At 50.6% G+C, this 13,003-nt stretch carries 17 protein-coding genes; all 17 read right to left on the minus strand.

Annotation, left to right across the window (positions count from 1 at the left end):
- Positions 1-14: 14 nt before the first annotated feature.
- Positions 15-536, minus strand: coding sequence for a GDYXXLXY domain-containing protein (locus ACQUQM_RS13240; RefSeq protein ID WP_432470365.1), 522 nt, complete (start codon positions 534-536; stop codon positions 15-17).
- Positions 533-1,867, minus strand: coding sequence for a DUF2157 domain-containing protein (locus ACQUQM_RS13245; RefSeq protein ID WP_432470366.1), 1,335 nt, complete (start codon positions 1,865-1,867; stop codon positions 533-535). The genes ACQUQM_RS13240 and ACQUQM_RS13245 overlap by 4 nt, the downstream gene beginning before the upstream one ends.
- 41 nt (positions 1,868-1,908) lie before the next feature.
- Positions 1,909-2,898, minus strand: coding sequence for a DUF4377 domain-containing protein (locus tag ACQUQM_RS13250; RefSeq protein ID WP_432470367.1), 990 nt, complete (start codon positions 2,896-2,898; stop codon positions 1,909-1,911).
- Positions 2,899-3,061: 163 nt separating this feature from the next.
- Positions 3,062-3,466: a GFA family protein gene (locus tag ACQUQM_RS13255; protein WP_432470368.1), complete on the minus strand. Its 405-nt coding sequence runs from the start codon at positions 3,464-3,466 to the stop codon at positions 3,062-3,064.
- A 72-nt stretch (positions 3,467-3,538) separates the two neighbouring features.
- Positions 3,539-3,871 carry a YnfA family protein gene (locus tag ACQUQM_RS13260; RefSeq protein WP_432470369.1) on the minus strand — a complete coding sequence of 111 codons (333 nt, stop codon included), beginning with the start codon at positions 3,869-3,871 and terminating at the stop codon, positions 3,539-3,541.
- 54 nt (positions 3,872-3,925) lie between these two features.
- Positions 3,926-4,282, minus strand: a complete 357-nt coding sequence (locus ACQUQM_RS13265; RefSeq protein ID WP_432470370.1) for an MmcQ/YjbR family DNA-binding protein — start codon at positions 4,280-4,282, stop codon at positions 3,926-3,928.
- A 165-nt stretch (positions 4,283-4,447) separates the two neighbouring features.
- Positions 4,448-4,795, minus strand: coding sequence for a hypothetical protein (locus ACQUQM_RS13270; RefSeq protein WP_432470371.1), 348 nt, complete (start codon positions 4,793-4,795; stop codon positions 4,448-4,450).
- 78 nt (positions 4,796-4,873) lie between these two features.
- Positions 4,874-5,494 (minus strand): LysE family translocator, encoded by a 621-nt coding sequence (locus ACQUQM_RS13275; RefSeq protein WP_432470373.1) that lies wholly within the window; start codon positions 5,492-5,494, stop codon positions 4,874-4,876.
- Between the two features lie 102 nt (positions 5,495-5,596).
- Entirely contained in the window at positions 5,597-5,899 is a 303-nt protein-coding gene (locus tag ACQUQM_RS13280) for a hypothetical protein (protein ID WP_432470374.1), read from the minus strand.
- Between the two features lie 21 nt (positions 5,900-5,920).
- Positions 5,921-6,271: a GNAT family N-acetyltransferase gene (locus tag ACQUQM_RS13285; RefSeq protein ID WP_432470375.1), complete on the minus strand. Its 351-nt coding sequence runs from the start codon at positions 6,269-6,271 to the stop codon at positions 5,921-5,923.
- A gap of 207 nt (positions 6,272-6,478) precedes the next feature.
- Positions 6,479-6,769 (minus strand): carboxymuconolactone decarboxylase family protein, encoded by a 291-nt coding sequence (locus ACQUQM_RS13290; protein WP_432470376.1) that lies wholly within the window; start codon positions 6,767-6,769, stop codon positions 6,479-6,481.
- Positions 6,770-6,888: 119 nt separating this feature from the next.
- Complete coding sequence (locus ACQUQM_RS13295) at positions 6,889-7,287, minus strand: hypothetical protein (RefSeq protein WP_432470377.1); 399 nt, start codon at positions 7,285-7,287, stop codon at positions 6,889-6,891.
- Positions 7,277-7,810 (minus strand): hypothetical protein, encoded by a 534-nt coding sequence (locus ACQUQM_RS13300; RefSeq protein ID WP_432470378.1) that lies wholly within the window; start codon positions 7,808-7,810, stop codon positions 7,277-7,279. The genes ACQUQM_RS13295 and ACQUQM_RS13300 overlap by 11 nt, the downstream gene beginning before the upstream one ends.
- Before the next feature lie 456 nt (positions 7,811-8,266).
- Positions 8,267-9,415 (minus strand): acyl-CoA dehydrogenase family protein, encoded by a 1,149-nt coding sequence (locus ACQUQM_RS13305; RefSeq protein ID WP_432470379.1) that lies wholly within the window; start codon positions 9,413-9,415, stop codon positions 8,267-8,269.
- Positions 9,412-10,617 carry an acyl-CoA dehydrogenase family protein gene (locus ACQUQM_RS13310; protein WP_432470380.1) on the minus strand — a complete coding sequence of 402 codons (1,206 nt, stop codon included), beginning with the start codon at positions 10,615-10,617 and terminating at the stop codon, positions 9,412-9,414. Before ACQUQM_RS13310 ends, ACQUQM_RS13305 begins: the two co-directional genes overlap by 4 nt.
- A gap of 22 nt (positions 10,618-10,639) precedes the next feature.
- The gene (locus ACQUQM_RS13315; protein ID WP_432470381.1) at positions 10,640-11,809 is read right to left on the minus strand and encodes an acyl-CoA dehydrogenase family protein; all 1,170 of its coding nucleotides are present in this window, start codon (positions 11,807-11,809) and stop codon (positions 10,640-10,642) included.
- Between the two features lie 10 nt (positions 11,810-11,819).
- A complete protein-coding gene (locus ACQUQM_RS13320) occupies positions 11,820-12,995 on the minus strand; it encodes a lipid-transfer protein (protein ID WP_432470382.1) in 1,176 nt (391 codons plus the stop codon).
- Positions 12,996-13,003: the final 8 nt, after the last annotated feature.

The raw sequence follows: 13,003 nt of genomic DNA on the forward strand, positions 1-13,003 counted from the left end.
CAACTCTATTGAGGTTATTCCGCGACAACCTCTTTCAATCGGGCCTTACCTGAATCAGACACCATCAGAACCGCAACCCCACCATCACGCAACTTAGCTTCCAACGCCAGCGCTTTATCCTTAGGTGCAAAATAGGCTTCGATACCGTATTTAATCCGCACAACTGAAGAATAATACCGGCTTGCGACACGCCCCCGAAGAAACACTCCGGTTGCAGGCTTCTCAAGGGAAGCGCCGGAAAACTGATACAGCCCATCGCCGTTTTGCTCCAGAGAGACATACACCACTTCGCCATTGCGTAGCTGATTCATATTCGGATCTGAATCAGAGAATTCGGTCTCCACGATCTCAGATATCTCATAACGTAACTGGGCATAATTGCCCCGGAACATTGACCGGGGATCCACCGGTACGGTACTGATTCTGACCTCTTTACCCAGCCATAATGGCAACGCTGCATTAACATAAACGCCACATAGCACCAGTAACTGAAACCCGATTGCAAAGCCGAGGGTAGTAACAACTTTCCTGTTCATGACTGCTGCTCTCCCTGCTTAATTTCCTCTGGCTGATGCATCTTTAACTGGTAGCTCTTCCAGTATTTAGCAGCCCCCAGCAATAGTGCAGCGAATACCGCGAACAGAATTGCACCGCCGATATAGTCACCGATAAGATCGATGTAACGCATCAGAGCCGTCAGCATGATCGATGCAACCCCGAGAAAAAAATAATGTGAAATACCGCTATGTATCCCTCTGACAATGAGCCATATTCCCAGCGCCACCAGCAGCAAATTACTGGCGATCTGAAAATAGATCGCATCGCCGCTCTCAGTTGTATTCAGCACACCCAGCAATAACAACCAGAAACAACTGACCAGTCCGCTCACCGGAATCAGCCTTCGGGTAATGTAAGCAAGCAACAATGCCGCTATAGAAAATCCGGCGACCAGCGCAAGCACTGAAGTAATATGCCACCAGTCAGCACGAATCAGATCACGCCATGGGTCTTCAAATCCCATGACCAGCATAAACACCAGTCCGAAACGTAGACTCCACAAGGCCAGTATCGCGCCATAATCTCTCGCCCGCACCGACTCTCTCAGATGTAGCCAGTGACTGAAGGTATATGCCAGAATAAACAGGGCAACACTGACCACAACATGGCCCGCATGAAAATCAAAGTAACGCCCTTCGCGCCAGTATTCCGCCAATGAATATTCAAACCAAACAGCTATACAGGCCACAACCATCAGAAACAACAGAACGCTCTGTTGCCCCCGATACAAGACATAGAGACCACCGGCAATAAACAGCGGAAACAGCGCCGGATAGAACCCCATGCCCGCTTCCATAAAGAACCATATCAGGGCTAATACTAAGCTCTGTAACATCACCATTCTGCTACAGATTAAAATACCGATCGGCAGGCAGCCCAGTGCCCACCAGAACACGCCATCAGGCATATGCTCACCAAGATGATAAACCTGCGCGATGAGGATAATTGAAGCACCATAAAACAGGTTACCCAGAAAAAATATTCCGGTCGCCTGCGCCCGGCCTTGCAAATACAGCCGCAGTGCCAGCCCCTGGGTCGTCATTGTGACTGCGATCAGTCCCCACATGCGAACTGCCCGGGGTATCTCATCCCAGTTGGCTCCCAATAACGTAATCACCGACAAGCCTATAAACAGAAACCCCAGGCCCATTAACACGCTATAGCCAAAGGATCGATTTTTGATCTGATGGTAATCGACGTCATAGCGCTGGCAGATTTTCTCAGCCTGAGACTGACTGATCAGGCCATCGTCGACCCACTCGCAGGCTTCTCTGGCAATATCATTTTTTAACAACCGGATTAAACGCATGCGCATCCCTTACGTCTGTTCGACTATTCATTATTACCGTTTTAAGGAGCGGCCTTCTTATACAGCAACTCTTTGAAAACATACCTTAAAGATGAGCCATCGGCGGGCGGGTTGGCAATAGGATAAATAGCCACCCTGATCTTATAGTTGAAGCCTTCCTGATACTCAAAGCCCTCAATTCTGCCATAAAAAAATTGCCACTTATCGCTCACATTTTCACGAGTCTGCATACAATATTGCGGGACCATTCCCATACAGGGTACGCGCTGGCTATTGATCAGCAACACCTTAGAATCTGGCGTATCTTCCCGCTTAAACGAACCCTGTTTAAGAAAGCTGATAACCTGCTCTGTAACCTGCCTGTTATTCATCATCAACGGATGCGTAACCGGCAACGCAATATGATCAGACATCCCTTCGAGTTTGGTGTTTTCGACGCTGACCTTGCCATCGTCAGGGTTCGGCAACAACGTTGATAACAGGAGATTGATACTGCGTGTCCCCGCAATGATGCCCACTTCAAAATTAGCAGGCCCCAACCGGTTTGGTACACTCCACTCCCCGGTACCAAGCTGCATGCCAGCAGGGCCATTGATAAGCTTGAATCCCGGTACATTTTTTAGTTCATCGACAACCTGGCTGCCCTTATTCGGAGGCCCAAGCATCACCACCCGGCCCATATTACTGATGCTATGATCCATCAGATACTGGCGTACCAGAATGCCACCCATGGAGTGGGTTACAAAGTTAACCTGACTATCTGACGGGCATTTAGTCAGGGCCAGGTCAATCGTATCCTGCGCCAGCGTTTCGATAGCATATTCAGTTGAAGGGTAATTTTGATTGACCGTGTAATAACCCGCTCTTTGCAATCGCCGTTCCAGCGCCGACAGTGAACCGCTGCTTCGTGCTAGTCCATGCAACAACACAACACAGCCCTGTACCTGTATTTTGGGTTGAGTTTGCGCCTGAACATGAGTTTGTAGCGAAAGCACCATCAATATCGTAATAATCGAACCTAACCAATTCATAACCCTGCCCATCCTGTTGCAGCTGTTATTCAGACAGATAGCTTCCAGCTTTTCTATTATCAAACTGTCCCGCTATATCCATCACCAACTTTTCATTTTCATTGATTGCATCAAATTTACTAATTTAATCAGCAAACTGAATCTTTCTGTATAAAAGACTGAGTTACTGGTTTTCAGGCACCCCTTCTTCATACAGCGGCACTCCCTCAGGAATCGTTTCCCAGGCTGCTTTAGAACCAATATAGATATGCCGGCTAAGTTCAATCTCAGGATCACCATTGACGCAACCTAAAGTAACACCGTGAATAACACCATTATAAACAGTGCTCAGGGTAGAACCGCACTGGCGACAAAACTGAATGCCAAAACCATGCTCGCCAACGTAGGATGTCAGTAACGCTTCACCCGATAACCATCTGAATTCATCAGGCTCAACTAATGCACAAGCCGATGCCTGAGCACTAAACGCTTTACGACAGCGCGAGCAGTGGCAGGATCTGGCATCCCTGAGTTTTCCATGGACCTGATACGTTACTTCGCCGCAAAAGCATTCGCCGGTGATTGCCATCTCATTCTCCATTATGCGTTTGCCGGAACATCTGAATCCGGCTTGCTACTGACTGGCCTAACTCTGATTCTGCTATCCGCCTCTGGGGGCAAACATGATGATCGCCATACCGGTCACGGCGACAAACGAGCCAACAATATCCCATGTAGTCGGAGTGATCCCGTCCACCTTCCACAGCCAGAGAATAGCAACGAAAACATACACGCCGCCGTAGGCGGCATATACCCGACCCGCAGACGTAGGGTGCAGCGAAAGCAGCCAGGCAAACAGCGCCAGACTGATGGCTGCTGGAATCAGAAGCCAGATACTCTTATCCTGTTTAAGCCACAGGTAAGGCAGATAACAGCCAACAATTTCGGCGATTGCGGTGACCGTAAACAGTGCTATTGTCTTTAGCTCAAACATAGAGACCTTCCTCCACAATCATCCTCTGCCAGCGGGCAGCTCGAATCGCCTTGCCTAAGAGTTCAGTTCAGCCTGTACTCTCTTTGGTAAGCTACTCAATGCCTTATTATAAGACCAACCCACCAGCTCAGTCAGATACCTTTCATCCACCGCGCGCACATTGACGATAGTCACCCAGTAAAACCGGTGCATATACCGGGCAGGCTTGATCCCCGGCTGATCAGTCAACTCCAGAAAACGCTCAGGAGTCACCCTGATACTGAAGCGCCACTGTTCCGGCTCGCTGGTTTTGAAATAGGCGAATTTTTTGCTACCGACGAAGAACGATAAGATATTAGACGGATGACCGCTCTCTTTCACTGAGGCTCCCGAAAATGACAGGCACATAGCTTTAAGCTGTTCGACATTCATTACTTTCGCAGCTCATAATTCTGGAATCTCAACACCCGATAAATGACACTCTTATGCTTTCTCTGAAGCACCCGAAAATGACAGGCACATAGCTTTAAGCTGTTCGACGTTCATTACTTTCGCAGCTCATAATTCTGGAATCTCAACACCCGATAGATGGCTCTCTTATGCCTGATTAACCGACACATACTCTTCTCTGATGATCTTCCCGTTCTGCCATGTCTGGATATGCTTACCGGTGAATTCGGTGACCTTAGCATCAGCACCAGTCATCTTATAATGGAAGGTAAGCTTAGAAACGTTACCCTCAACTTGCCTGTTAACCAATCTGACATCAAAAGCTGTCACAGACTCAACAAAGCCTTTCTGCTTGTCGTATGACTCACGCATCGACTCTGCAAAAACAGCTCCGTTGTTAAGCATGACAACGTTCTCGTCGTAGTACTTTTCGCATAACTCTAAGACACGTCCCGCCCGGTTCATCGCAATGTAATCATCGATTAATTTTTTCACAGGCTAATGATCCTCTGTTATGAAAAGTACTGGGTATCTGAAAGCAGTTAGCCCGAGACGAGCACAAGGTCATTATTATCAATCTCTGTGCGCCACCAGCAAGCCCAGCCCGGCACACCCCAACACTCCGGCACAGCTCCGATTAAAGACTCTGCGCATCGCCGGACGGGAAAACCAGCTACGCAAATAAACCCCGAAACACCCATATAAGGCGATAGCGATCCACTCTAAACAGAGAAAAACCGCCCCCAGGATAAAAAACTGGAAACCGGCCTGTTCAGTCAGATCGACAAACTGCGGCAGGAAAGCGGTAAAAATAAGAATTGCTTTAGGGTTACCTGCAGCCAGCAGAAACTCCTGCCGGGCCAGACTTGCCAGCGTCAGATTCGACACTGTTAAGGTATCCTCAGCCGAGGGATCTGCCCGCCAAAGCTGAAAAGCTAACCAGAAAAGATAACCGGCACCCAACACCTTGATAACAAAGAACAACTGTTCCGATGCGTAAAGGATAGCGGCAAGCCCGGAAGCCGCCAGCGCGATCATTATGGCGAATGCCGCTATTCTGCCGCTGCCGGCGATACAGGCAGTGCGCAATCCATAACACTTCGCGTTATTCATTGAGAGCAGGTTATTCGGCCCTGGCGACATATTCAAAGCGAAGCAGGCAGGGGCAAACAGCAGCAAAGTTACTATATCCATCTTATCGACTCTATTCTGAGATCGGCTCCACCTGGCTAACAGCAAGGCAATAAACAGGAGCTAATAATATACCGCAGGCCTCAACGCAGCATACAGAATACTTCAGCTACCATCAGTGTGAATTATTGCATCTATATAACTACACCATCGCCTGGAAGCGGGGTCAGGCGTGTTCGGCTTATTACGGATTCCCAGTTTGAATTCAACCACGGATTTCCATTCCAGCGAACCGATATCCGGGCCATGCCCTTCAGAATCGCCGGTACCCAATCTGTCTTCAACCGATGTAAACCACTCAGCTGAGCAAGGCTCAATGGCGGTCGTGACCCTATATGTCTTGCCAATAAAACCGATAGCAACAGCAAGCAATAAAAGAATCAGAGGTAAGTAAAATTTCTTATACATGATCATGAACTACCGGGGCTCTTAATCTATTAAGCGGCGTAACCTTGAGCCTGTGCATACGAAGCCCTTCTCTTCATAGAACTTAATAGTTCCGGGGCTTTCGGCCGACGGAGGGCTGCCAACTTCAAAACGCTTCCAGCCTAACTGCCTGCCCTTCGCAATGGCAGCCTTAAGCAACAGGCTGCCTATTTCAGATGAACGGTATTGCGGCTTAACATACAGCTCTGATATCTCACCGAAGACACCCCCGGCGTAAATTGCCGCACACTCATGGAGCGTGATTCCACCGACGGTTTGTTCATCATGCCTGGCCAGAAACGCCCATATTTTTGAGGAACTTAACAGGGTTTGCGTAACCTGCCCCAACTGCATACCTTCAATTTCAGCTGCAGCTCCGGCTCAAGCTCAAGCAACAGATCCCTGACCACCCCTGAGACCTCCTCAGAATCACTTTCTGATGCTGCGACTATATCGATATTCTGCATGGGTATCCCGTTATTCTGGCGGCCTGCATTAGGGACGCTGCGTACTTCGTTCTCAGCCCCGCATGGGCGACCTTGATGTAACTGTCAGAACGCATTACTCGAATGTATCAAGGTCAATTTTATATTGTTCGAGAACCTGCTGTGCCTGAAGCCGCTTCTGGCCTGCTGCAACAGCCATAACTTTTGCCAAAACTTCAGACACCTCCCCCTTCTTTACCCCGGCCTTTTTGGCTTCGTGAAGGTAGTACCTGGTGCAAGGTTGGCAGTTCATGCCCATCGCGGCAGCCAGCCCTACCAGGACTTCGGTTTTTTGATCCAAAAATTCATTCTGATGGGTAGACTCATAGAATGCACTATAAAGCTCTTTCTGATGTTTGTTCAGCATGCCATTCCTCCTTGTGTGTTCTAACGCCTTGCTAAGGGGCAGCCGAAACGCAGTGTAGGCTGTCCCGCGGAGGCCGCGTCTTTTGCGGCCGGAGTGTACTTGAGCAACTTGTTATGCATTTAAAACATGCGCCCCAAACCGACTCGAACACCTACCGGTACCACCTTGTGTTGAGTAATGGAGTCGAACCAGATGACTGCCTCGTAAGGAGTGTCTCGTTCACCGCCAGCTAGAAGATTGGTAAATATTTTTCTGAAACCATTACCTGACTCCGACCATAACAAATGATCTTTAACCATTTCATCTACTTGAACAAGCTCCGCCTCTTCACCAGCCAGCTCAAAGTACAGTGTTTCTGGCTTGCTCATATTCAGCTCGCCACTTTTGAAATGAATACTCTTAAACTCTTCGCTCAACATTACTTCCTTAGTGATGCATAACGCCGCCAACAGAGGCCGCTGAAACAGAGCGAAGCGGCGAGTAAGCGGTCCTTTCTGATTGGCCTTGTTATGCGACAAGACCACGAACTCCGGCAAGCAAGGCAACATCAGGCATTGACGCCACAGCTTTAGATGAGAGAGCCCATGGATATGATAAGTTATCAAACCAATACATTACGTCAGATTGTGACTCTCGGGGCAAAATAATCATATCTTCGATAACTATTGTTAAATGACTCACAAGATTTGAACCTTCACTTTCAAAGCACCATTGGTAGTCTCCGAATCCTACTCGGGATAACCCGGAAGCCTTTTCTGTCATACCAACTATCCAGCGGCAATTGAGTGCGTCTTCGTGTTGCTCTACAGTGTCGGATAGACAAATTGTATAGATGTTCTCGTATGATTTATTAAATTCTCGAACCAATGTCTCTGTTATTTCATTTAAACCGGTTACATCAGATGGAAAAGAGATATTTTCAGTTTTAACCTTCATCCTCAAAGTTGCGTCTTCAGAAAAGACACTTTTCATCAAATGAGGCTTATTGTCATCCTTTGCCTTTATATATCTACTAATCAGCGTTCCATACTTATTATTCATAGAGCTTTAATTCAACCTCATAGTCTGTTCCAATCGCAGTTGATTGCATAACAGCTAAATATACGTCAGATTGACGTGTTATAACGCGTCAAATTGACGTATAACTCCGAAATAGAGTTTGAAGAAAGAAGTGGTAATACTTTGATATTCATAAGCTTTCCTTTGCTTATTGCATAACGATGTTTGGGGAAAAACATCAAACTGACGTATATCCTCGCACAATCCTCCTTCTCGTTAAAGTTGTATATAAATAGTGAAAAGCATGAGGGGATCTAACCCAACTGCTGGGCTTCGCTGCGCTCTACCCAGAACGCTTCGCGGGGCATACTAAGCGCCAACCTACTATTCTTTCGCATAAAGGCAGTGAAGCGAACATTTTTCAGGCATAAAAAAACCGGCGCAGCCATGTATAGGATAGCTGCGCCGGTTGGTTTCTTTCGCTAACTTAGACTAGTTTTAGCCAGTCAGCTGACCATAACGGGCCAGATGATAATCCGCATCCCCCAGACTCATCTGGGCAACCCGGATTCGCTTGAGGTACAGCCCGACATCCAGCTCATCGGTGACACCGATGCCGCCGTGCATCTGCACCGCTTCGCCACTGATCTTATCCACTGTCTGACCGACTTTCCACTTCGCCAGACTGATCTGTGCTGCCATATCTTCGGCTCCTGTATCAACCGCATTCAGCGCAGCCATAAGCGTGCTGCGGGCCAGGTTAAGCTCGACAAAACACCAGGATGCACGGTGCTGCAATGCCTGGAAGGTACCGATCTGAACGTCAAACTGCACCCGGGTCTTGAGATACTCGATGGTCATAGCAAACAGAGTCTCTGCTGCGCCCAGCATCTCAGCTGCGAGACACAGACGGCCACGGTCCAGTGCCTGTTCCAGTGCTGTCATGCCCTGACCGGCTTCACCCAGCAGGTTAGCAGCCGGGACGCAGACATTATCCAATGACAGGCGAGCCACGTTACGGGCATCGATCAGCGACTGACGGGTTACGGTAACGCCGTCAGTGCCGGCTGGTACCAGAAACAGGCTGATGCCATCGCTATCGCCTGCTACACCAGAAGTGCGTGCGGCGACGATCCAGCCGTCGGCATCAACACCATCCAATACCACTACTTTATCGCCGCTGAGACGATAGCCATCGGTATCACTACTGTTAGCAAGAGTCGCAGCCAGTGCGATTGCAGCAGGGTCGTGACGGTGATCTTCGTCCACCGCCAGTGCCAGACGCTTTTCGCCACTGATCATGGCACTGAGCCATTCAGATTGCTGCGCTTCACTGCCAAGGTACTGCAACACAGTACCGCTGAGCGCAATGGAAGAGAGCATTGGCGAGGCACTCAGGTGCCGTCCAAGCTCTTCAAATACTGCACCCATCCCTTTATAGCCAAACTCGAAGCCACCAAGGGATTCAGGGAACGGAATCGCGCCCCAGCCAAGCTCAACCATCTGTTGCCACAGATCGCCATCAAAGCCCAGAGCTTCATTGTTATCACGTAGCGCGCGCTGTGCCTGAACCGGACTTTTTGCGGCCAGAAACTCGCGTGCGGTATCAACCAGCATGCGCTGCTCTTCGGTATAAACCAGACTCATCGCCGCTCTCCTTTTTTGCCATCGGGCAGTTCCAGTACGCGTTTCGCGATCACGTTCAGCTGCACTTCAGACGCGCCACCGGCAATCGTCTGGGCAAAGCTGTTGAGCCAGGCTTTAGTGATCGCCCGCTCCTGATCGCTAAACTCGTCACCTTCCCAGCCAAGGGCACGGTAGCCCATGGCATCGAGCAGCAGTTCGAACTTAACCTTCTCCTGCTCGGTATGGACCAGCTTCATAATCGACATTACGCCCGAGACATTCTGTCCGGCGCGGGCCTCTTCACCCATCCGCTGTACGGTCAGGTTGTAGGCCTGCTCATCCATGGCACAGGCCTGAGCACGGGCATTCAGAACGATCTCTGCAGCAGTCTCAGGTTGTGGCATATAATCACGGATCAGCGACATCAGGTGGAAATGGGTCGGCAGGCTGAATTCGCCAAACTTCGACATCGCGCTGCGCTCATGCTGCAGCAACTTCTTCGCCAGATTCCAACCGCCGTTCAACGGGCCGATCAGATTCTCTTTCGGTACTTTGACATCGTCAAAGAACACTTCGCAGAAGGTCGACTTGCCGCTGATCAGGTCGATCGGTGCGGCCTGCACGCCTTCTGCATGCATATCCAGCACCAGCAGGCTGATACCCGCATGCTTAGATGCCTCATTATCGGTACGGACCAGGGCATACATCCAGTCGGACTTATCGCCATAGGAGGTCCAGATCTTGCTGCCGTTGACCACATAGTGATCGCCTTCATCCCGCGCCGAAGTGCGGATGTTGGCCAGGTCAGAACCGGCATTCGGCTCACTGAAGCCCTGACACCAGCGTACTTCGCCGCGGGTCATGGGCGTCAACAGACGCTTTTTCTGTTCTTCGGTACCAAACTCAAGCAGTACCGGCCCCAGCATCCAGATGCCGAGATTGATCTGCGGCGGACGACAACGCAGGCGGCGGTTTTCGCTTTCCAGCACCGCCATCTCTGCAGCAGACAGACCACCACCACCGTATTCAACCGGCCAGTCAGGACAAAACCAGCCCTTGTCGCGCATACGTTCAAACCAAAGCTGCTGATCTTCAGTGCTGAACTCCACCTGGGAACCACCCCAGATCAGGTCGCCCTCAGGGGTCGGAGTACGCAGTGACATCGGGCAGTTCGCTTCAAGCCAGGCGCGGGTTTCCTCGCGAAAGGTCTCAATTGTGCTCATAGTATTCTCCTTAGCCCTCAGCTTAGCGGACAGCGCGGGGCGTGCCCAAACCAAACTGTGCGATCAGTTCACGCTGAATCTCGTTAGCACCGCCACCAAATGTCAGTGTGACAGAAGCACGCACTTCATAATCCAGCTCACCCATCAGCAGGGAAGCGGCAGAATCTTCACGCACTAAGCCATTCGCACCGACAATATCCACCAGCCGACGCAGGATCTCAATCGCAGACTCAGAACCATACACCTTAGTGATCGACGCCAGTGCAATATCCATCTGCCCTTTTTCCAGGTCAGACGCGATACGGAAGTTGATCAGGCGCATCGCCTCAAGCCGTGAATAACACTCGGCCAGCGCGGAACGCACCCAGGCTTTATCGGTCGCACGGCGGCCGTTTTCATCGGCGGTGCGCGCCCACAGGTAAACCTTGCGGAACAGACCAGCCACTTTATCAGACCAGGAGCCCAAACCAAGACGCTCATGGTTAAGCTGCGAGGTGATCAGTTTCCAGCCACCGTTCAGTTCACCCACCAGCATATCCTTCGGCACTTTGACATTGTCATAGTATGTCGCCGCCGTCGGGTTGGAACAGGTCGGAATCACGGTACTGGAGAAACCTTCCTCTTTGGTATCCAGAATCAGGATGGATACCCCTTTATGCCGTGGCAGATCCTGGTCGGTACGCGCCGCGATCCAGATATAGTCGGCGGCTTCAGCACCTGAGGTCCACAGCTTGCTACCGTTAACCAGAAAATGATCCTCTTCCGGCTTCGCTGTCGTTTTCAGCGTTGCCAGATCGGAACCGGCACCAGGCTCGGAATAACCGATAGCAAAGGTCAGCTCACCTTTAGCGATACCCGGCAGAAACATCTCTTTCTGCTTGTCACTGCCTTGCGCCATCAGGGTCGGACCTACCGTGTTAATCGTTACAAACGGTAGTGGCGCACCGGCAATATTGGCTTCTTCAAAAAAGATCAGCTGTTCAGAGGCCTGATAGCCCTGGCCGCCGTGTTCTTTCGGCCAGCCTACTGCCAGCCAGCCATCTTCGCCCATCTGGCGAATCACTTTGCGGTATTCATCACCGCCCTCTTTGCCCCGCAATGCCAGACGCAGTTCGGGGGTCATCAGCTCGTTAAAATAGTCACGAACCTTAATGCGCAGCTCATGCTGCTCGGGTGTCAGGTCGACAAACATGCTTGCCTCCTCAGGCTGTGCCTAAAATCAGTCCGCTGGTCGGTACACCGGTACCTGCTGTAACCAGCACGTTTTCTACATCATCCACCTGGTTGACCGCGCTGCCGCGAACCTGACGGACCGCTTCTGCAACGCCGTTCATGCCGTGGATATAAGCTTCGCCCAGCTGACCACCATGGGTATTGATCGGCAGTTTGCCACCGCGGGCATGGTGCCCGGCACGGATAAACTCTTTCGCTTCACCGCGCTTGGCAAAACCAAACTCTTCCAGCTGCGGCAGAACAAACGGGGTAAAGTGATCGTAGATAACCGCGGTCTGGAAATCATCCGGTCCCAGGCCCGATTGGGAGTACAGCTCTTTGGCTACCACGCCCATCTCCGGCAGATCGGTAATATCTTCACGGTAATAGTTGGTCATGATCTGGGTACCGTCAGCGATACCCTGGGAGCCGGCCTTAATTACTACCGGGGTCGATTTCAGATCCTTAGCCCGATCCACGCTGGTGATGACCATAGCCACCGCACCGTCAGACTCCTGACAGCAATCCAGCAGATGCAACGGTTCACAGATCCAGCGTGAATTCTGGTGATCTTCCAAAGTAATCGGCTTTTCGTAGAAGAAAGCCGCCGGGTTAGTCGAAGCAAAATCACGCGCCGCCACAGCGATACGACCGAAATCTTCCGATGTTGCGCCATAGGTGTGCATATAACGTTGCGCGAACATACCGACCCAGGACGCCGGGGTATGGAAGCCATGGGGCATATACCAGCCATAGTTCACATTCTCAAAAATCGGCGTCGAAGCAAAACCGTAGCTGCCGGTACCAAAGCGGTACCATGAGCGTTCATTCATTGCCCGGTAAACGACAACTGTTTTTGCCACACCGGTCGCCACAGCCATCGCCGCATGCATGATCGGCGCACAGGCAGCACCACCACCATGAGGAATCTGGGAGAAGAACTTAACATCTTTACAGCCCAACAAACGAGCGATCTCGTACTCAGGTACTTTGTCGACCGAATAGCTGCTGAAACCATCGACCTCTGACGGATCAATACCAGCATCGGCGAGGGCTTCCAGTGTCGCTTCCATCGCCAGTCGCAATTCGGTACGACCGGAATTCTTGGAAAACTCGGTCGCGCCCAGGCCGACAATGGCTGCCTTGCCACTAATTGAATCATTCATACTTATAT

Origin of the sequence: Amphritea sp. HPY (assembly GCF_050870985.1) — a bacterium.
GTDB lineage: Bacteria > Pseudomonadota > Gammaproteobacteria > Pseudomonadales > Balneatricaceae > Amphritea.

Bases quoted from the DNA above. Each gene is read 5' to 3' on its own strand.
- ACQUQM_RS13240 (WP_432470365.1), bottom strand. From the start codon at position 536: ATGAACAGGAAAGTTGTTACTACCCTCGGCTTTGCAATCGGGTTTCAG.
- ACQUQM_RS13245 (WP_432470366.1), bottom strand. From the start codon at position 1,867: ATGCGTTTAATCCGGTTGTTAAAAAATGATATTGCCAGAGAAGCCTGC.
- ACQUQM_RS13250 (WP_432470367.1), bottom strand. From the start codon at position 2,898: ATGAATTGGTTAGGTTCGATTATTACGATATTGATGGTGCTTTCGCTA.
- ACQUQM_RS13255 (WP_432470368.1), bottom strand. From the start codon at position 3,466: ATGGCAATCACCGGCGAATGCTTTTGCGGCGAAGTAACGTATCAGGTC.
- ACQUQM_RS13260 (WP_432470369.1), bottom strand. From the start codon at position 3,871: ATGTTTGAGCTAAAGACAATAGCACTGTTTACGGTCACCGCAATCGCC.
- ACQUQM_RS13265 (WP_432470370.1), bottom strand. From the start codon at position 4,282: ATGAATGTCGAACAGCTTAAAGCTATGTGCCTGTCATTTTCGGGAGCC.
- ACQUQM_RS13275 (WP_432470373.1), bottom strand. From the start codon at position 5,494: ATGGATATAGTAACTTTGCTGCTGTTTGCCCCTGCCTGCTTCGCTTTG.
- ACQUQM_RS13280 (WP_432470374.1), bottom strand. From the start codon at position 5,899: ATGTATAAGAAATTTTACTTACCTCTGATTCTTTTATTGCTTGCTGTT.
- ACQUQM_RS13285 (WP_432470375.1), bottom strand. From the start codon at position 6,271: ATGCAGTTGGGGCAGGTTACGCAAACCCTGTTAAGTTCCTCAAAAATA.
- ACQUQM_RS13290 (WP_432470376.1), bottom strand. From the start codon at position 6,769: ATGCTGAACAAACATCAGAAAGAGCTTTATAGTGCATTCTATGAGTCT.
- ACQUQM_RS13300 (WP_432470378.1), bottom strand. From the start codon at position 7,810: ATGAATAATAAGTATGGAACGCTGATTAGTAGATATATAAAGGCAAAG.
- ACQUQM_RS13305 (WP_432470379.1), bottom strand. From the start codon at position 9,415: ATGAGTCTGGTTTATACCGAAGAGCAGCGCATGCTGGTTGATACCGCA.
- ACQUQM_RS13310 (WP_432470380.1), bottom strand. From the start codon at position 10,617: ATGAGCACAATTGAGACCTTTCGCGAGGAAACCCGCGCCTGGCTTGAA.
- ACQUQM_RS13315 (WP_432470381.1), bottom strand. From the start codon at position 11,809: ATGTTTGTCGACCTGACACCCGAGCAGCATGAGCTGCGCATTAAGGTT.
- ACQUQM_RS13320 (WP_432470382.1), bottom strand. From the start codon at position 12,995: ATGAATGATTCAATTAGTGGCAAGGCAGCCATTGTCGGCCTGGGCGCG.